This window comes from Pseudomonas sp. TNT2022 ID642 (genome assembly GCF_028656995.1).
GTDB lineage: Bacteria > Pseudomonadota > Gammaproteobacteria > Pseudomonadales > Pseudomonadaceae > Aquipseudomonas.
The window spans coordinates 43,645-60,903 of sequence record NZ_JAMDGW010000009.1; the positions used below are offsets into that span (position 1 = coordinate 43,645).

The window sequence follows — 17,259 nt, forward strand, 5'->3', positions numbered from 1 at the left end:
GATCCTCTCTTAGTTAGTGTTCGCGGCGTTCTGTGCCAGATCGCTGTCGGCGCTCAACTCACGCACGGCGATGTAACGTTCGCTGCGACGGGTGCGATCCAGCACCTGCCCTACCAATTGACCACATGCGGCGTCGATGTCTTCACCACGGGTGGTGCGGACAGTGACGTTGAAACCGGCCTGATGCAGCTGATCCTGGAAACGACGGATCGCGTTGTTGCTTGGGCGCTCGTACCCGGAATGCGGGAACGGGTTGAACGGAATCAGGTTGATCTTGCACGGGATATCTTTCAGCAGCGCGATCATTTCCACCGCGTGCTCGACCTTGTCGTTGATGTCCTTGAGCAAGGTGTACTCGATGGTCAGCACACGTTTCTCGCCAAGGGCGGACATGTAGCGCTGGCACGACTCGAGCAGCATCTTAAGCGGATATTTCTTGTTGATCGGCACCAATTGGTTACGCAATGCGTCATTCGGTGCATGCAGGGACAACGCCAGGGACACGTCGATGTGCTTGGCCAGCTCATCGATCATCGGCACCACACCCGAGGTGGACAGGGTCACGCGGCGCTTGGAAATCCCGTAGCCGAGGTCATCCATCATCAGATGCATGGCGGCGACGACGTTGTCGAAGTTCAGCAATGGCTCACCCATGCCCATCATCACCACGTTGGTGATGGCACGGTCGACGGTTGCCGGGACACTGCCAAAAGATTTGTTGGCAATCCACACCTGGCCGATGACTTCAGCGGCGGTGAGGTTGCTATTGAAGCCTTGCTTGCCGGTGGAGCAGAAACTGCAATCCAGGGCACAGCCTGCCTGGGACGAAACGCACAGAGTGCCGCGTTTGCCCTGGGGAATGTACACGGTCTCGACGCAGCTGCCGGACGCCACGCGCACCACCCACTTACGGGTGCCGTCGCTGGAGATGTCCTCGCTGACCACTTCCGGACCACGGACCTCAGCAATGGTCTTGAGCTTGTCGCGCAAGGCCTTGCTGACGTTCGTCATGGCGTCGAAATCATCGACACCAAAGTGGTGAATCCATTTCATTACCTGACCGGCACGGAAACGCTTCTCCCCGATTGAGTCGAAGAATTTTTCCATTTCCTGTTGAGTCAGACCCAGCAGGTTGGTTTTTACAGTCGATGTAGTCATGGATTCACCTTCACTCTTAAGCCAATGCTTAGCGAGTGGTTACTTCAGTAGCTGCGAAGAAGTACGAGATTTCACGAGCAGCTGCGGCTTCGGAGTCCGAACCGTGAACAGCGTTGGCGTCGATGGAATCAGCGAAGTCAGCGCGGATGGTGCCGGCAGCAGCTTCTTTAGGGTTGGTAGCGCCCATCAGCTCACGGTTCAGAGCGATAGCGTTTTCGCCTTCCAGAACCTGAACAACAACAGGACCGGAGATCATGAAAGCAACCAGGTCGCCGAAGAAACCACGAGCGCTGTGCTCAGCGTAGAAGCCTTCAGCTTCAGCTTTGGACAGTTGCTTCAGTTTCGAAGCTACAACGCGCAGGCCGGCTTTTTCGAAACGAGTGGTGATTTCGCCGATGACGTTTTTTGCAACAGCGTCAGGCTTGATGATGGAGAAAGTGCGTTGAACAGCCATGGTGTAACTCCAGAAACGGTAATTTGCGAAAAATTAAACCCGCGAATTATACGCGGGTTCTTGGGTATTGCCTAACCTGCGAGGACGATCAGTCCAATTCATCATTCCAGAGCTGCTGAACCGCTTCCAACACCTTCTCGCCGACCCGGCCAGAGTTAGCGTCGAAGTCAGGCAGCTCTTTGATCCACTGCTGCAACTCGACGAAATTGACAGAATACGGATCTACACCCGGCTTGGCCTCGGCCAACTCTTCTGCAATACGTTGAACATCATTCCAACCGTAGCTCATGACAGTCTTACCAGTCAGTGCGGCGCTTCAGCCGCATGGTTAAGCGAATATTTCGGAATCTCGACGGTGATGTCTTCTTCACCAACGATAGCCTGGCAAGCCAGACGCGATTGCGCTTCCAGACCCCACGCGCGATCGAGGAAGTCTTCTTCCAGCTCGTCGGCCTCTTCCATCGAGTCGAAACCCTCGCGGATGATGCAGTGGCAGGTGGTGCAAGCGCAGACACCGCCGCAGGCGCTTTCCATCTCGATATGGTGTTCGTGAGCCAGTTCGAGAATCGATGTGCCGGGCGCAGCCTCGACCACCATGCCTTCAGGGCAGAACTTCTCGTGGGGCAGAAAAATGACCTGCGGCATCAGATATCCTCGATTTCATTCAGATTGCGCCCCGACAGAGCGGCTTTCACCGTCAGATCCATGCGGCGGGCAGCAAAAGCATCGGTCACTTGCGACAGACGCTTGGTCTGCTGCTCGATGGCGTAACCATCAGTACCTTTCATCAGTTCGGCCAGTTCCTGCAACTGCAGGTCGATGACCATGCGCTCTTCAGCGTCGAGCAAACGCTCGCCGTCCGCCTCCAGAGCGCCCTGCACCGCTTCGATCAGGCGCTGGGCATCGACTTGCTGCTCACGCAGAACGCGGGCGACCTTGTCGTCATTGGCGTGCTGGAACGAATCTTTCAGCATCTTGGCGATTTCGCCGTCGGTCAGACCGTAGGACGGCTTGACCTGAATGCTCGCCTCAACGCCCGAACCCAGTTCACGGGCAGAAACGCTGAGCAGACCGTCGGCGTCGACCTGGAAGGTCACGCGAATCTTCGCTGCACCGGCGACCATCGCCGGGATACCACGCAATTCGAAGCGCGCCAGCGAACGGCAGTCGCTGATCAGCTCGCGCTCACCCTGCAGGACGTGGATCGCCATGGCCGACTGGCCGTCTTTATAAGTGGTGAAGTCCTGTGCGCGAGCGACGGGGATGGTGGTGTTGCGCGGAATCACCTTCTCCATCAGGCCGCCCATGGTTTCCAGCCCCAGGGACAGCGGAATCACGTCGAGCAGCAGCAGTTCGCCGCCATCGCGCTTGTTGCCAGCCAGGGTATCGGCCTGGATCGCGGCACCGATGGCCACCACTTGATCCGGATCGATTTCGGTCAAAGGCTGACGACCGAAGGCTTCGGCAACGGCTTCGCGAACACGCGGCACGCGAGTCGAACCGCCGACCATGACCACGGCGTGCACGTCTTCCAGCTCAATGCCGGAATCACGAACGGCGCGGCGGCAGGCTTTCAGGCTGCGCGCGACCATTGGCTCGATCAGCGCATCAAAGGCTTCGCGGGTCAGCGGCGCTTTCCAGTCGCCATAGACCACTTCAACGCTGGCCGCATCGGTCAGGGCTTCTTTGGCCGCGCAAGCGGTTTGCAGCAGATTGCGTTGTGCGCCCGGGTCGAGATCGGCGGACAGGCCCGCGCTCTCGATGATCCAGCCGGCAATCGCGTGATCGAAGTCATCGCCGCCCAGCGCGCTGTCGCCGCCAGTGGCCAGCACTTCGAAAACACCGCCGGTCAGACGCAGAATGGAAATATCGAAAGTACCGCCGCCGAGGTCATAAATAGCGACCAGGCCTTCAGCGTGTTGATCCAGACCGTACGCCACAGCGGCCGCAGTCGGCTCATTGAGCAGACGCAGCACGTTCAGACCGGCGAGTTTCGCCGCATCCTTGGTGGCTTGACGCTGAGCATCGTCGAAATATGCAGGAACGGTGATCACCGCACCCACCAGTTCGCCACCCAACGTCGCTTCAGCGCGCTGACGCAGGACCTTGAGGATATCGGCGGAGACTTCGACCGGGCTTTTCGGGCCCTGCACGGTGTCGATGAACGGCATGTGCGATTCGCCACCGACAAAGCGGTAGGGCAGTTGCTCGCCCAATTGCTTGACGTCGGACAGACCACGACCCATCAAGCGCTTGACCGACAGCACGGTGTTCAAAGGATCGGAAGCGGCGGCCAGTTTGGCCGACTCGCCGACTTCGACGCGATCGGCGTGGTAACGCACAGCGGACGGCAGGATGACCTGCCCGTTTGCGTCAGCCAACGGCTCGGAAAGACCACTGCGCAACGCAGCGACCAGCGAATTGGTAGTGCCCAAGTCGATCCCCACAGCCAGACGACGCTGGTGCGGTTGAGGACTTTGGCCGGGTTCGGCGATCTGCAGTAGGGCCATCGTGATCAGGACTTATCTGTATATCAGGCGTGCGACCGGAGCGGCACTGGGTTAATCGTCGAGGCGCTCTTCTAACTGGCGCACTTCGTAGGTGAGCTTGTCGAGGAACTGCATGCGCCGCATCAGGCGTTCGGCCTGCTCGCGTTGCGCCGCATCATCCCAACAGGCTGCGAAGCTTTCATTGAGTTCTTCCTGAGCCACTTTCAAGCGCCGCTTGAACACGGCGACGCCGTCGAGGTCGGCACTGTCCTGGAGGTCTTCAAGTTCTTCGCGCCATTGCATCTGCTGCAGAAGAAACTCGGGATCATGGACTGTGACTTCCATCGGCACCTCATGCCCGCTGATGGTCAGCAGGTAGCGTGCGCGCTGGGCCGGACTCTTGAGCGTCTGATAGGCGTCGTTGAGCCGCGCGGACTGCTCGAGTGCCGACCGCTGCTCACGCTCGGAAGCGTCGGCAAAGCGGTCAGGATGAACGCCGCGCGCCAACTCACGATAGCGCGTGGCCAACTGCTCGAGATCCAGACGGAAACCCGGTTGCAGCTCGAATAAAGCGAAATGACAAGGAATACCCACGACAAGCCTCAGATGTTGAAGCTTTCGCCGCAGCCACATTCACCGCGTACGTTGGGGTTGTTGAACTTGAAGCCTTCGTTCAACCCTTCCTTGACGAAATCGAGCTCGGTGCCGTCCAGGTAGGCAAGGCTTTTCGGGTCGATGATCACTTTTTCGCCGTGACTCTCGAACACCTGATCCTCTGCAACCACCTCGTCGACAAACTCCAGCACGTAGGCAAGGCCGGAACAGCCTGTGGTGCGAACACCCAGACGAATCCCTTCACCTTTGCCGCGCCCGTCGAGGGAGCGCCGCACGTGTCGAGCAGCCGCTTCTGTCATGCTGATAGCCATCGGTGACTCCTTACTCGTCGCCAAATCCAGAAAGTCAGATCAAGCCTTTCTTCTGCTTGTAATCGCGAACAGCCGCTTTGATAGCGTCTTCAGCCAGTACCGAGCAGTGAATTTTCACTGGCGGCAGGGCCAGTTCTTCGGCCAGCTGAGTGTTCTTGATGGTTTCTGCTTCGTCCAGGGTCTTGCCCTTCATCCACTCGGTAGCGAGGGAGCTGGAAGCGATAGCCGAACCGCAGCCGTAGGTCTTGAACTTGGCATCTTCGATGATGCCAGCGTCGTTGACCTTGATTTGCAGACGCATCACGTCGCCGCACGCCGGAGCGCCGACCATGCCGGTGCCGACATCAGGATCTTCCGCGTTCATCTTGCCGACGTTGCGCGGGTTTTCGTAGTGGTCGATGACCTTTTCGCTGTAAGCCATGATTCTCAATCCTCACTCATCAGGGCCGCTCTTGAGACCCTGCAACTGCGCTGCGTAAACCGCCGCGTCGCTACAGGATCTGTATCTGGCGGCTTCTATATTTAGTGTGCCGCCCACTCGATTTTCGAGATATCGACGCCGTCTTTGTACATGTCCCACAGCGGCGACAAAGCGCGCAGCTTGGTAACGGCCTCGCAGACTTTCTGCGCGGCGTAGTCGATTTCTTCTTCGGTGGTGAAACGGCCGAAGGTGAAGCGGATCGAGCTGTGTGCCAGTTCGTCGTTGCGGCCCAGGGCGCGCAGTACGTACGAAGGCTCCAGCGACGCCGAGGTGCAGGCCGAACCGGACGATACCGCCAGATCCTTGAGCGCCATGATCAGCGACTCGCCTTCAACGTAGTTGAAGCTCAGGTTCAGGTTGTGCGGCACACGAGCGGTCAGGCTGCCGTTGACGTACAGCTCTTCCAGATGCTCGACCTGCTTGTAGAAACGGTCGCTCAAGGCTTTGATACGGACGTTTTCGGCAGCCATGTCTTCTTTGGCCACACGGAACGCTTCGCCCATGCCGACGATCTGGTGGGTCGCCAGGGTGCCGGAACGCATGCCACGCTCGTGACCGCCGCCGTGCATGGTCGCTTCGATGCGCACGCGCGGCTTGCGGCTGACGTACAGCGCGCCGATGCCTTTAGGGCCGTAGGTTTTGTGGGCGGAGAACGACATCATGTCGACTTTCAGTTTCTGCAGGTCGATCTCGACCTTGCCAGTGGACTGAGCGGCGTCGACGTGGAACAGAACGCCCTTGGCGCGGAGCATTTCGCCAATAGCGGCGATGTCGTTGACGGTACCGATTTCGTTGTTCACGTGCATCACGGAGACGAGGATGGTGTCTTCGCGCAATGCAGCTTCAATCATGGCCGGGGTGATCAGACCGTCTTCAGTGGGCTCGAGGTAGGTCACTTCGAAACCTTCACGCTCCAGTTGGCGCATGGTGTCGAGGACAGCCTTGTGCTCAATCTTCGAGGTGATCAGGTGCTTGCCCTTGGAGCCATAGAAATGTGCCGCACCCTTGATTGCCAGGTTGTCGGACTCAGTGGCACCGGAGGTCCAGACGATTTCGCGCGGATCGGCGTTGACCAGATCGGCCACCTGACGACGGGCGTTTTCGACGGACTCTTCAGCTTTCCAGCCGAATACGTGGGAACGGGACGCCGGGTTACCGAAGTTTCCGTCAACCAGCAGGCATTCACTCATTTTTTGCGCAACGCGCGGATCGACCGGGGTGGTCGCAGAGTAATCAAGGTAAATCGGCAATTTCATGGACTATCTCCTAAATCAGGGCTGGCGTACCGCTAGCTCTTCGGCTGTCATTCGACGGCGGACGCTTCAATCTTGTCCAGGCGTGGCGCCTTGCTGTTGCAACGACGCTGGTCCTGACGCTGGGCTACTTCTTGCACCTCACGGCGAGTTACAAGATCAGCCAAGCTGATACCACTTAGAAATTCGTGAATCTGCAGGCTCAAATCGCACCACAGATGATGGGTCAGGCACGTGTCGCCGGAATGGCAATCGCCCTGGCCCTGGCATTTGGTGGCATCAACCGATTCGTTTACCGCATCGATCACCTGGGCGACCTGGATGCCCTGCATGTCGCGGGACAACTGGTAGCCACCACCCGGGCCGCGAACACTGGAAACCAGGTTGCTGCGGCGCAGCTTGGCGAACAGCTGTTCGAGGTAGGACAGGGAGATGCCTTGGCGCTCGGAGATATCGGCCAGGGACACGGGCCCGTGCTGCGCGTGCAACGCCAGGTCAAGCATGGCGGTCACGGCGTATCGGCCTTTTGTAGTCAGTCGCATGGACAGTTACCACGGAGTTCAGAATGGGGCGAGTATGCAATTCCCGAGTATTTAAGTCAACTTTAAGACCTAGTACTTTAGTCAGGATTACCCGCAAAAGAGCGCGCGAATGATAGCAGGCTCTGCGGCCTAATGGCACACCGGTTGACGGATGCCTCTGTAGGAGCTGCCGCAGGCTGCGATCTTTTGATCTTATGGAAAGCAAAGTCAAAAGATCGCAGCGTTCGGCAGCTCCTACAGGGGCGCTAGCTGGCTTTGGATTCGTCTTTGCCTTTAACGCAGGCGAAGTCTTCTTCACGCAGCTCAGGCAGATCTTTCGCACAGTAATTGCTGCCCAGATCCTTCAGCGCGCCGCACATCCCTTCCAGCCGTCCGTCCACCGCTTGCAGGTGATCGAGCAACTGACCGATGGCGCGCGCCACCGGGTCAGGCATGTCTTCGCTGACGCCGTAGGCATCGAAACCGATCTTCTCGGCCATGGCCTTGCGCTTGGCGTCCTGCTCCTCATCGGACTTGACGATGATTCGTCCAGGAATACCGACAACAGTGGCGCCCGGCGGCACTTCTTTGGTCACCACGGCGTTGGAACCGACTTTGGCACCGGCGCCGACCGTGAACGGACCGAGCACTTTCGCGCCCGCGCCCACGACCACACCATCGCCCAGCGTCGGGTGGCGCTTGCCTTTGTTCCAGCTTGTGCCACCCAGGGTCACGCCCTGATAAATGGTCACGTCATCGCCAATCTCAGCCGTTTCACCAATAACGATGCCCATGCCATGGTCGATAAAGAAGCGACGACCGACCTTGGCCCCCGGATGAATCTCGATCCCGGTCAACCAGCGGCCGAAGTTCGACACCAGCCGCGCCAGCCATTTCAGTTCATTGCGCCACAACATGCCGGCCAGTCGATGGATCCAGATCGCATGCATGCCGGGGTAGCAGGTCAGGACTTCAAAAGCGTTACGCGCCGCCGGGTCTCGATGGAATACGCTCTGGATATCTTCACGCAAACGCTCAAACATCATTTAGTCCTTCCGCTTAAGAAGCTCACCACGGGCCGCTTTCTGGGTTTCCGTGAGGATGCCACGCAAAATATTCATTTCCGCCCGGCTGACCGAGCTGCGTCCGTACAACCGGCGCAGGCGCGCCATCAAGTGTCGCGGTTTTTCCGGATCGAGGAATTCGATAGCGACCAGCGTCTGCTCCAGATGCTCATAAAAGCGCTCCAGCTCATCCATGGTCGCCAGCTCGGCGCTTTTCACCGAAGCCACTTCTTCTTTCTCGATCTTGCTCGGCTGACCTTGGGCGGCCAGACAGGCCATGCGCACTTCGTAGCTCAACACCTGCACCGCCGCGCCGAGGTTCAGCGAACTGAACTCAGGGTCGGAGGGGATATGCACGTGAAAGTGACATCGCTGCAGCTCTTCGTTGGTCAGACCGGAATCTTCACGACCGAATACCAGAGCGATTTCGGCGCCCTGCCCGGCTTCTTCAACCACTTTGGTGCCGCACTCGCGCGGATCCAGCAGCGGCCAAGGGATTCGACGGTCACGGGCGCTGGTGCCAAGCACCAGATTGCAGCCGACCAAGGCGTCTTCCAACGTGGCGACGACTTGCGCATTTTCAAGGATGTCACCGGCACCGGAAGCACGAGCATCGGCTTCGTGGTGCGGGAAGACTCGCGGTTCGACCAGCACCAATCGCGACAGACCCATGTTTTTCATGGCGCGCGCGGCCCCGCCGATGTTGCCGGGGTGGCTGGTATTGACCAGGACGACACGAATGTTCTGCAGCAAGGGAGGCGCTCTCGGACACAGGAAAGGGGTGCAAATCTTACAGAACAGCCTACCGTTAAGCTATGAAAGCGAACAGCGTCCTTCACCTGAAGAAAAGTTCTGATAGAATGCGCGGCTTTCTTTAACAACCTTAGGTGACACATCCATGCAGCCCATGCTGAATATCGCGCTGCGCGCCGCCCGCAGCGCCAGTGAACTGATCTTCCGCTCCATCGAGCGCCTGGATACCATCAAGGTCGACGAAAAAGACGCCAAGGATTATGTATCCGAGGTCGATCGCGCCGCCGAACAGAAAATCATCGACGCCCTGCGCAAGGCTTACCCGAATCACTCGATCCAGGGTGAAGAGACTGGCCTGCACGCCGGCACCGGCATCGAAGGCGAAGAGTACCTGTGGATCATCGATCCACTGGACGGCACCACCAACTTCCTCCGTGGCATTCCGCACTTCGCTGTCAGCATTGCCTGTAAGTACCGTGGTCGCCTGGAACACGCAGTGGTTCTGGACCCGGTTCGCCAGGAAGAATTCACCGCCAGCCGTGGTCGCGGCGCTCAACTGAACGGTCGTCGTCTGCGCGTCAGCGGTCGCACCAGCCTCGACGGCGCCCTGCTGGGTACCGGCTTCCCGTTCCGTGACGACCAGATGGACAACCTCGACAACTACCTGGGCATGTTCCGCGCCCTGGTTGGCCAGACCGCCGGCATCCGCCGCGCCGGTTCGGCGAGCCTGGACCTGGCTTATGTGGCTGCCGGTCGTTTCGATGCATTCTGGGAGTCGGGCCTGTCCGAGTGGGACATGGCTGCAGGCGCCCTGCTGATTCAAGAAGCCGGCGGCCTGGTGAGCGACTTCACCGGCGGTCACGACTTCCTTGAAAAAGGCCACATCGTTGCCGGCAACACCAAATGCTTCAAGGCAGTTCTGACGGCGATCCAGCCGCACCTGCCGGCTTCGCTGAAGCGCTAAGCTTCCGGCGAAACGCAAAAAGCACCCTTCGGGGTGCTTTTTTTATACCTGAATTTTACACCCACCCCCTGTAGGAGCTGCCGAAGGCTGCGATCTTTTGATCTTCGTTTTTTTAAAAACCAACATCAAAAGATCGCAGCCTTCGGCAGCTCCTACACGGGAATCGGTTTTTTCGTGGGCACAAAAAAAGCACCCCGCAGGGTGCTTCTTTTTAAAACAGTCGGTACTTACTGAGCCGGCTCATTCTGCGACAGAATCAGCTTGCCTTCCTTGTCGACCGGAATCTGGTTGCCCGGATCGCGATCCATCCGCACTTTACCTTCCTTGCCATCGAGCGAGTAACGCACGTCGTAACCGACGACTTTGTCGCTGATGTCATTGACCGTGTTGCAGCGGGTTTGCGTGGTGGTGTAGGTGTCACGCTCTTGCATGCCTTCCTGCACCTTGTTACCCGCATAACCGCCACCGACCGCACCGGCTACCGTGGCAATTTTCTTGCCGGTGCCGCCGCCAATCTGATTACCCAGCAAACCACCTGCCAGCGCACCGACGACGGTACCGGCAATCTGGTGTTGATCTTTTACCGGTGCCTGACGAGTCACTGTCACGTCCTTGCACACTTCACGTGGAGTCTTGATCTGTGTTTTAACCGGTTCAACGGCCAATACTTGCGCATACTCAGGGCCGCTTTTAACCAGGCTGTAGGTGGCAACAGCACCCCCGGCAGTCACACCGACAGCACCCAATACCGCACCAACCAGCAACGACTTGTTCACATGAACCTCCTGACCATCACATGCGGGACGCGCCCGCGCTTCTCCCGGCCTTGGAGCATAAAAAAAGGCGCGAGTTCAACTCGCGCCTTTCTTGGGCTGACAGCCGGGAAAACGATGGCCGTTATGGACGGTCGTCGACTTCCTTCTCGGTGTTGGCCGGAGGAATCAGATCCTCGGTGGTCAGGTTCAGCCAGATCAGCACCACGTTAGCGATGTAGATCGACGAGTAAGTACCCGCCAGAACACCGATAAACAGCGCGATCGAGAAGCCGAACAGGTTGTCACCGCCGAAGAACAGCAGCGCAGCGATCGCCAGCAAAGTCGAGATCGACGTCGCCATGGTGCGCAGCAGGGTCTGCGTGGTCGAGATGTTGATGTTCTCGATCAGCGTTGCCTTGCGCAGCACACGGAAGTTCTCACGAACCCGGTCGAATACCACGATGGTGTCGTTCAGCGAGTAACCGATGATCGCCAGCACCGCCGCCAGTACGGTCAGATCGAAAGTGATCTGGAAGTACGACAGGATACCGATGGTGACGATCACGTCGTGAATCAGCGAAACGATGGCGCCGACCGCGAATTTCCACTGAAAGCGGAAAGCCAGGTAGATCAGGATGCCGCCGAGCGCCAGCAGCATGCCGAGGCCGCCCTGGTCGCGCAGCTCTTCACCGACCTGCGGGCCGACGAACTCGACACGCTTGACCGTCGCCGGGTTGTCACCGCCAAGCTTCTGCAGCGCTTGCGCGACCTGATGACCCAGCTGCGGGTCTTCACCCGGCATGCGCACCAGCAGATCGGTGGTTGCACCGAAGCTTTGCACGATGGCTTCGTGGTAACCCGAAGTCACCAGTTCCTCACGCACCTTGGTGACATCGGCCGGACGCTCGTAGGTCAGCTCGATGAGCGTACCGCCGGTGAAGTCCAGACCCCAGTTCATACCCTTGGTCACGACACTGAACATAGCCAGCAACGTGAGAAACACTGTGACGCCGAACGCGAAGTTGCGAACGCCCATGAAGTTGATTGTACGTAACATGGCAGCCCCTTAAATCCACAACTTCTTGAAGTCACGTCCGCCAAAGATCAGGTTGACCATTGCGCGGGTCACCATGATGGCCGTGAACATCGAGGTAAAGATCCCGAGGGACATGGTCACTGCGAAACCTTTGACCGGGCCGGTGCCCATGGCAAAGAGAATCCCGCCGACCAACAAGGTAGTCAGGTTGGCGTCGAGAATCGCGGTGAATGCCCGGCCGAAGCCTTCGTTGATTGCACGCTGCACAGTCATACCGGCGGCGATCTCCTCACGAATCCGCGAGAAGATCAGCACGTTGGCGTCGACCGCCATACCCATGGTCAGCACGATACCGGCAATACCCGGCAGGGTCAGCGTTGCACCCAGCAGCGACATCAGGGCCAGCAGCAGCACCATGTTCACCGCCAGCGCGACGGTGGCGATGATGCCGAAGAAGCGGTAGATGGCGATGATGAACAGCGACACGAACAGCATGCCCCACAGCGACGCATCGATACCTTTGGTGATGTTGTCAGCACCCAGGCTCGGGCCGATGGTGCGCTCTTCAGCGAAGTACATCGGTGCGGCCAGACCACCGGCACGCAGCAGCAGCGCCAGTTCAGACGATTCGCCCTGACCGTTCAGGCCAGTGATGCGGAACTGAGCACCCAGCGGCGACTGGATGGTCGCCAGGCTGATGATCTTCTTCTCTTCTTTGAACGTTTGCACCGCAACGTCTTTCTCGACGCCATCGACCACTTGCTTGGTGTAAGTGGTGACCGGACGCTGTTCGATGAAGATCACCGCCATGCTGCGACCGACGTTCGAACGAGTAGCGCGGCTCATCAGCTCGCCACCGTGACCATCCAGACGGATGTTCACTTCCGGGGTGCCGTGCTCGCCGAAACCAGCCTTGGCGTCGGTGACCTGGTCACCGGTGATGATCAAACCACGCTCGATCTGTGCTGGCGGACGATTGCCCTCACGGAACTCGAAGGTTTCGGAGGTGGCTTTCGAAGCACCCGGCTCAGCAGCCAGACGGAACTCAAGGTTGGCCGTCTTGCCGAGAATACGCTTGGCTTCGGCTGTGTCCTGCACGCCCGGCAGCTCAACCACGATGCGGTTGGCGCCCTGACGCTGAACGATCGGTTCGGCAACACCCAGCTCGTTGACGCGGTTACGTACCGTGGTCAAGTTCTGCTTGATGGAGTATTCACGGATTTCCGCCAGCTTGGCCGGGGTCATCGCCAGACGCAGCACCGGTTGACCGTTGAGGTCGGCCGGAACAATGTCGAAATCGTTGAAGTTCTTGCGGATCAGTGCACGGGCCTGTTCGCGGGAGTCTTCATCGCTGAAGCCCAACTGAATGGCACCGCCCAGTTGCGGCAGGCTGCGATAACGCAGTTTCTCTTTGCGCAGCAGGCTCTTGACGTCGCCTTCGTAGACTTTCAGGCGTGCATCGAGGGCTTTATCCATGTCCACTTCCAGCAGGAAGTGCACACCACCGGACAAGTCCAGACCCAGCTTCATCGGGTGCGCGCCCAGATTGCGCAGCCATTGCGGGGTGGTCTGTGCCAGGTTCAGCGCGACGACGTAGTCATCACCCAACGCCTTGCGCACAACGTCTTTGGCCGGCAGCTGGTCTTCAGCCTTGCTCAGACGGATCAGACCGCCCTTGCCGTTGGCGGCCAGCGTGGCTGCCTTGACGTTGATCCCGGACTCCTTGAGCGCAGTGCTCACACGATCCAGATCAGCCTGATTGACTTGCAGCGCAGTGCTTGCACCACTGACCTGAATGGCCGGGTCATCGGGGTATAGATTCGGAGCGGAATAAATCAGACCGATCGCCAGCACCGCCAGGATCAGAATGTATTTCCACAGAGGATATTTGTTCAGCATCACGCCGCCCGTTATGAACGCGGGGCGCCTTGCGCGCCCCGTCGATTGAGTAGAAGTTGTTGCTTCAGATCGCTTTCAGCGTGCCTTTTGGCAGCGTGGCGGCGATGGCGCCTTTCTGGAACTTCATTTCCACGGTGTCGGAAACTTCCAGAACCACGAAGTCATCAGCCACTTTGGTGATCTTGCCGGCGATGCCGCCAGTGGTCACAACTTCGTCGCCTTTCTGCAGGCTGCTCAGCAGGTTCTTCTGCTCTTTGGCGCGCTTGGCCTGTGGACGCCAGATCATCAGGTAGAAGATGACCAGGAAGCCGACCAGGAAAATCCACTCGAAACCGCCGCCCATTGGGCCGGCAGCAGCCGGTGCAGCCGCGTCAGCCATGGCGTTAGAGATAAAAAAGCTCATTTAGCACTCCAGTTGCAAATGTTGAATCTTGGGGTCAGAAAACTCAGTCCAAAGGCGGAACGGGGAGCCCGCGTTTGGCGTAGAAGGCATCGACAAAGGCGGCCAATGTACCCTGTTGAATAGCCTCGCGCAAACCAGCCATCAGCACCTGATAATGGCGCAAGTTATGGATGGTATTGAGCATGCTTCCCAGCATTTCGCCGCACTTGTCCAGGTGATGCAGATAAGCGCGGGAGAAGTTCTGGCAGGTATAGCAATCGCAGGTCGGATCCAGCGGCGATTCATCATGGCGATGGAACGCGTTACGGATCTTCAGCACGCCTGTATCAATGAACAGATGCCCATTGCGGGCATTACGGGTTGGCATCACGCAATCGAACATGTCCACACCGCGGCGCACACCCTCAACCAGATCTTCCGGTTTGCCAACGCCCATAAGGTAACGAGGTTTGTCAGCCGGCATCATGCCCGGCAGATAATCCAGCACTTTGATCATCTCGTGCTTCGGCTCGCCCACCGACAGACCGCCAATGGCCAGGCCATCGAAGCCGATCTTGTCGAGGCCTTCCAGCGAGCGCATGCGCAGATCCTGGTGCATGCCGCCCTGCACGATACCGAACAGCGCTGCGGTGTTTTCACCGTGGGCATTTTTCGAACGCTGGGCCCAACGCAGCGACAATTCCATCGAAATGCGCGCAACGTCTTCGTCAGCCGGGTAAGGCGTGCATTCGTCGAAAATCATCACGATGTCGGAACCGAGATCGCGCTGCACCTGCATCGATTCTTCCGGGCCCATGAACACTTTGGCGCCGTCGACCGGGGAGGCGAAGGTCACGCCCTCCTCCTTGATCTTGCGCATCGCGCCGAGACTGAACACCTGGAAGCCACCGGAGTCGGTGAGGATCGGGCCTTTCCACTGCATGAAATCGTGCAGGTCGCCGTGCTCCTTGATCACTTGGGTGCCAGGACGCAGCCACAGGTGGAAGGTATTGCCGAGAATGATTTCTGCGCCGGTGGCAACGATGTCACGCGGCAACATGCCCTTGACCGTGCCGTAAGTGCCCACCGGCATGAACGCCGGGGTCTCGACGGTGCCACGCGGGAAGGTCAGGCGACCACGTCGGGCCTTGCCATCGGTGGCCAGAAGTTCAAAGGACATGCGACATTCGCGACTCATTCTGTTTCCTCTGGGCCGGTTTCTTTAGGGGCAGTAGGTGCGGGATTACGGGTGATGAACATCGCATCACCGTAGCTGAAAAAGCGGTAACCGTTGTCGACGGCGGCCTTGTAGGCCGCCATGGTCTCGGGATAACCGGCAAATGCCGAAACCAGCATCAACAGCGTCGATTCCGGCAAATGGAAATTGGTCACCAGGGCATCGACCACATGGAACGGCCGGCCCGGGAAGATAAAGATATCGGTGTCACCACTGAACGGCTTGAGCACGCCATCGCGCGCGGCACTTTCCAGCGAACGCACGCTGGTGGTGCCGACGGCAATTACTCGACCACCGCGCGCACGGCACGCTGCGACCGCATCGACCACGTCCTGGCCGACTTCCAGCCACTCGGTGTGCATGTGGTGATCTTCAAGCTTCTCGACGCGCACCGGCTGGAACGTCCCCGCGCCCACGTGCAGCGTAACGAACGTGGTCTCGACGCCCTTGGCCGCAATTGCTTCCATCAGCGACTGATCGAAATGCAGCCCGGCGGTCGGCGCCGCCACCGCACCGAGTTTCTCGGCGTACACGGTCTGATAACGCTCGCGATCCGAGCCTTCGTCGGGGCGGTCTATATAAGGAGGCAACGGCATGTGCCCGACGCGATCGAGCAGCGGCAACACTTCTTCAGCGAAGCCGAGTTCGAACAACGCATCGTGACGCGCAAGCATTTCTGCCTCGCCACCGCCATCGATAAGAATCTTCGAACCCGGCTTCGGCGACTTGCTGGAACGCACATGGGCCAGCACGCGATGCGTATCGAGCACCCGCTCAACGAGGATTTCCAGCTTGCCGCCGGACGCTTTCTGCCCGAACAGCCGCGCCGGAATCACCCGGGTATTGTTGAACACCATCAAATCGCCCGGGCGCAAATGCTCGAGCAAATCAGTGAATTGACGGTGTGCGAGGGCGCCGCTCGGCCCGTCAAGGGTCAGCAGGCGACTACCGCGACGCTCGGCCAAAGGGTGGCGGGCGATCAGCGAATCAGGGAGCTCGAAAGTAAAGTCAGCAACGCGCATGATGGGGTTCGTCTAGCAGGGCCGGAAAGTCTAGCGGAAATATCGAAAATTCTCTATGTACCTGATTGACCGACGGTAATCTCATCTCTATACTTCGCCGCCATTGAGCCCTGATGGCGGAATTGGTAGACGCGGCGGATTCAAAATCCGTTTTCGAAAGGAGTGGGAGTTCGAGTCTCCCTCGGGGCACCAAAATTAAGAAAGGTCTTGCTTAGCAAGGCCTTTTTTTTCGTCTGTAGAAAAGTGGCTGGTGCAATTCTGACCACTGTTAATCGTCCTCATCGTCAAGCCCCCTAACACTGTCGTTGGGCAGATCTGACCTGTCATCTTTGAATGAGAACGGTTGAAGTCGAGAAGGCCCAATATGCGGAGAAACAAGCCGCGGCGAGTTATACGGTAGCTCTCAGTGATGGAGACGATGCAGATGAGCAGCGTGCGGAGAAGATGCTGCGTCTTGCCTCCGAAGCACTGGCAATGGTGACACGTGGCAAGCGAGGATTGGCAGCGACCGCGCAGGCCTTGAAAAACGATGTCGAGAAGCTCGATGTGGAAATTGCAGAGATCAGAGAGGTTTTGAAAGTTCTTCGTCAGCGCCAGCTACGCGTAGCGCGGATCATGTGGGCGAACCCCATGGACAAGGCCGCTCAGGAATTCGCCGCCGTCGCGGCACACTTGGAAGCCACCGAGAAAGCCTTGGGATGGACAAGCTCGTTGAGTGAGCTCTATGTGCCCTTGCAAACCCCGCATGGGGCTTCGTGCATCAGCGAGAAGACAATCAGAGATAAAGCTTATGCACTGTCCATGGAGCAGTTGCTAGCCGCCTGACTCACCGAATCGCCGATACCTACGGCGATGCTTTCCACCT

20 protein-coding genes and 1 tRNA gene are annotated in these 17,259 nt (G+C 58.5%); 3 read left to right on the plus strand and 18 right to left on the minus strand.

From position 1 onward, the window contains the following. Nucleotides 1-9 precede the first annotated feature (9 nt). From rlmN to trmJ, 12 genes are all read right to left on the minus strand, one after another. Nucleotides 10-1,158, minus strand: a complete 1,149-nt coding sequence (gene rlmN, locus M5G26_RS10970; RefSeq protein ID WP_273915309.1) for a 23S rRNA (adenine(2503)-C(2))-methyltransferase RlmN — start codon at nt 1,156-1,158, stop codon at nt 10-12. Nucleotides 1,159-1,186: 28 nt separating this feature from the next. Then, nucleotides 1,187-1,612: a nucleoside-diphosphate kinase gene (gene ndk, locus M5G26_RS10975; protein ID WP_007916882.1), complete on the minus strand. Its 426-nt coding sequence runs from the start codon at nt 1,610-1,612 to the stop codon at nt 1,187-1,189. 88 nt (nt 1,613-1,700) lie between these two features. Then, nucleotides 1,701-1,901 (minus strand): Fe-S cluster assembly protein IscX, encoded by a 201-nt coding sequence (gene iscX, locus M5G26_RS10980; RefSeq protein WP_038362961.1) that lies wholly within the window; start codon nt 1,899-1,901, stop codon nt 1,701-1,703. A 14-nt stretch (nt 1,902-1,915) separates the two neighbouring features. Beyond that, nucleotides 1,916-2,257 (minus strand): ISC system 2Fe-2S type ferredoxin, encoded by a 342-nt coding sequence (gene fdx, locus M5G26_RS10985; protein ID WP_007916885.1) that lies wholly within the window; start codon nt 2,255-2,257, stop codon nt 1,916-1,918. Further along, nucleotides 2,257-4,122: a Fe-S protein assembly chaperone HscA gene (gene hscA / locus M5G26_RS10990; RefSeq protein WP_150693185.1), complete on the minus strand. Its 1,866-nt coding sequence runs from the start codon at nt 4,120-4,122 to the stop codon at nt 2,257-2,259. The genes fdx and hscA overlap by 1 nt, the downstream gene beginning before the upstream one ends. A 51-nt stretch (nt 4,123-4,173) precedes the next feature. Further along, nucleotides 4,174-4,695, minus strand: a complete 522-nt coding sequence (hscB, locus tag M5G26_RS10995) for a co-chaperone HscB (protein WP_007916889.1) — start codon at nt 4,693-4,695, stop codon at nt 4,174-4,176. An 8-nt stretch (nt 4,696-4,703) separates the two neighbouring features. Further along, nucleotides 4,704-5,027, minus strand: a complete 324-nt coding sequence (iscA, locus tag M5G26_RS11000; protein WP_003227904.1) for an iron-sulfur cluster assembly protein IscA — start codon at nt 5,025-5,027, stop codon at nt 4,704-4,706. A 34-nt stretch (nt 5,028-5,061) separates the two neighbouring features. After that, nucleotides 5,062-5,448: a Fe-S cluster assembly scaffold IscU gene (gene iscU, locus M5G26_RS11005; protein WP_007916892.1), complete on the minus strand. Its 387-nt coding sequence runs from the start codon at nt 5,446-5,448 to the stop codon at nt 5,062-5,064. A gap of 101 nt (nt 5,449-5,549) precedes the next feature. Continuing rightward, nucleotides 5,550-6,764, minus strand: a complete 1,215-nt coding sequence (locus M5G26_RS11010) for an IscS subfamily cysteine desulfurase (protein ID WP_007916899.1) — start codon at nt 6,762-6,764, stop codon at nt 5,550-5,552. Nucleotides 6,765-6,811: 47 nt separating this feature from the next. Next, nucleotides 6,812-7,303: a Fe-S cluster assembly transcriptional regulator IscR gene (gene iscR, locus M5G26_RS11015; RefSeq protein WP_003227911.1), complete on the minus strand. Its 492-nt coding sequence runs from the start codon at nt 7,301-7,303 to the stop codon at nt 6,812-6,814. 245 nt (nt 7,304-7,548) lie between these two features. Then, complete coding sequence (gene cysE, locus M5G26_RS11020) at nt 7,549-8,325, minus strand: serine O-acetyltransferase (protein ID WP_007916901.1); 777 nt, start codon at nt 8,323-8,325, stop codon at nt 7,549-7,551. 3 nt (nt 8,326-8,328) lie between these two features. Further along, complete coding sequence (trmJ, locus tag M5G26_RS11025) at nt 8,329-9,099, minus strand: tRNA (cytosine(32)/uridine(32)-2'-O)-methyltransferase TrmJ (protein WP_273915310.1); 771 nt, start codon at nt 9,097-9,099, stop codon at nt 8,329-8,331. Between the two features lie 145 nt (nt 9,100-9,244). Between trmJ and suhB the strand changes: the two genes are divergently transcribed. Then, on the plus strand, nt 9,245-10,063 hold the full coding sequence (gene suhB / locus M5G26_RS11030) for a type III secretion system regulator SuhB (protein ID WP_016773320.1): 819 nt from the start codon (nt 9,245-9,247) through the stop codon (nt 10,061-10,063). 227 nt (nt 10,064-10,290) lie between these two features. Here suhB and M5G26_RS11035 read toward each other — a convergent pair whose 3' ends face one another. From M5G26_RS11035 to queA, 6 genes are all read right to left on the minus strand, one after another. Further along, entirely contained in the window at nt 10,291-10,839 is a 549-nt protein-coding gene (locus M5G26_RS11035) for a glycine zipper 2TM domain-containing protein (protein ID WP_007916907.1), read from the minus strand. Between the two features lie 121 nt (nt 10,840-10,960). Then, nucleotides 10,961-11,875, minus strand: a complete 915-nt coding sequence (secF, locus tag M5G26_RS11040) for a protein translocase subunit SecF (RefSeq protein WP_038362953.1) — start codon at nt 11,873-11,875, stop codon at nt 10,961-10,963. Nucleotides 11,876-11,884: 9 nt separating this feature from the next. Continuing rightward, nucleotides 11,885-13,753, minus strand: a complete 1,869-nt coding sequence (secD, locus tag M5G26_RS11045) for a protein translocase subunit SecD (RefSeq protein WP_007916911.1) — start codon at nt 13,751-13,753, stop codon at nt 11,885-11,887. 64 nt (nt 13,754-13,817) lie between these two features. Continuing rightward, a complete protein-coding gene (gene yajC / locus M5G26_RS11050) occupies nt 13,818-14,156 on the minus strand; it encodes a preprotein translocase subunit YajC (RefSeq protein ID WP_007916913.1) in 339 nt (112 codons plus the stop codon). A 43-nt stretch (nt 14,157-14,199) separates the two neighbouring features. Next, nucleotides 14,200-15,315 carry a tRNA guanosine(34) transglycosylase Tgt gene (tgt, locus tag M5G26_RS11055; protein ID WP_162130783.1) on the minus strand — a complete coding sequence of 372 codons (1,116 nt, stop codon included), beginning with the start codon at nt 15,313-15,315 and terminating at the stop codon, nt 14,200-14,202. Between the two features lie 14 nt (nt 15,316-15,329). Beyond that, the gene (gene queA, locus M5G26_RS11060; RefSeq protein WP_007916915.1) at nt 15,330-16,394 is read right to left on the minus strand and encodes a tRNA preQ1(34) S-adenosylmethionine ribosyltransferase-isomerase QueA; all 1,065 of its coding nucleotides are present in this window, start codon (nt 16,392-16,394) and stop codon (nt 15,330-15,332) included. A gap of 107 nt (nt 16,395-16,501) precedes the next feature. Here queA and M5G26_RS11065 point away from each other — a divergent pair. Then, nucleotides 16,502-16,586, plus strand: a tRNA-Leu gene (locus M5G26_RS11065). Nucleotides 16,587-16,727: 141 nt separating this feature from the next. Further along, nucleotides 16,728-17,219: a hypothetical protein gene (locus M5G26_RS11070; protein ID WP_273915312.1), complete on the plus strand. Its 492-nt coding sequence runs from the start codon at nt 16,728-16,730 to the stop codon at nt 17,217-17,219. Nucleotides 17,220-17,259 lie beyond the last annotated feature (40 nt).

Coding starts and splice junctions, on each gene's coding strand:
- rlmN (WP_273915309.1), bottom strand. CDS start 1,158: ATGACTACATCGACTGTAAAAACCAACCTGCTGGGTCTGACTCAACAG.
- ndk (WP_007916882.1), bottom strand. CDS start 1,612: ATGGCTGTTCAACGCACTTTCTCCATCATCAAGCCTGACGCTGTTGCA.
- iscX (WP_038362961.1), bottom strand. CDS start 1,901: ATGAGCTACGGTTGGAATGATGTTCAACGTATTGCAGAAGAGTTGGCC.
- fdx (WP_007916885.1), bottom strand. CDS start 2,257: ATGCCGCAGGTCATTTTTCTGCCCCACGAGAAGTTCTGCCCTGAAGGC.
- hscA (WP_150693185.1), bottom strand. CDS start 4,122: ATGGCCCTACTGCAGATCGCCGAACCCGGCCAAAGTCCTCAACCGCAC.
- iscA (WP_003227904.1), bottom strand. CDS start 5,027: ATGGCTATCAGCATGACAGAAGCGGCTGCTCGACACGTGCGGCGCTCC.
- iscU (WP_007916892.1), bottom strand. CDS start 5,448: ATGGCTTACAGCGAAAAGGTCATCGACCACTACGAAAACCCGCGCAAC.
- M5G26_RS11010 (WP_007916899.1), bottom strand. CDS start 6,764: ATGAAATTGCCGATTTACCTTGATTACTCTGCGACCACCCCGGTCGAT.
- iscR (WP_003227911.1), bottom strand. CDS start 7,303: ATGCGACTGACTACAAAAGGCCGATACGCCGTGACCGCCATGCTTGAC.
- cysE (WP_007916901.1), bottom strand. CDS start 8,325: ATGTTTGAGCGTTTGCGTGAAGATATCCAGAGCGTATTCCATCGAGAC.
- suhB (WP_016773320.1), top strand. CDS start 9,245: ATGCAGCCCATGCTGAATATCGCGCTGCGCGCCGCCCGCAGCGCCAGT.
- secF (WP_038362953.1), bottom strand. CDS start 11,875: ATGTTACGTACAATCAACTTCATGGGCGTTCGCAACTTCGCGTTCGGC.
- secD (WP_007916911.1), bottom strand. CDS start 13,753: ATGCTGAACAAATATCCTCTGTGGAAATACATTCTGATCCTGGCGGTG.
- yajC (WP_007916913.1), bottom strand. CDS start 14,156: ATGAGCTTTTTTATCTCTAACGCCATGGCTGACGCGGCTGCACCGGCT.
- tgt (WP_162130783.1), bottom strand. CDS start 15,315: ATGTCCTTTGAACTTCTGGCCACCGATGGCAAGGCCCGACGTGGTCGC.
- queA (WP_007916915.1), bottom strand. CDS start 16,394: ATGCGCGTTGCTGACTTTACTTTCGAGCTCCCTGATTCGCTGATCGCC.
- M5G26_RS11070 (WP_273915312.1), top strand. CDS start 16,728: ATGAGAACGGTTGAAGTCGAGAAGGCCCAATATGCGGAGAAACAAGCC.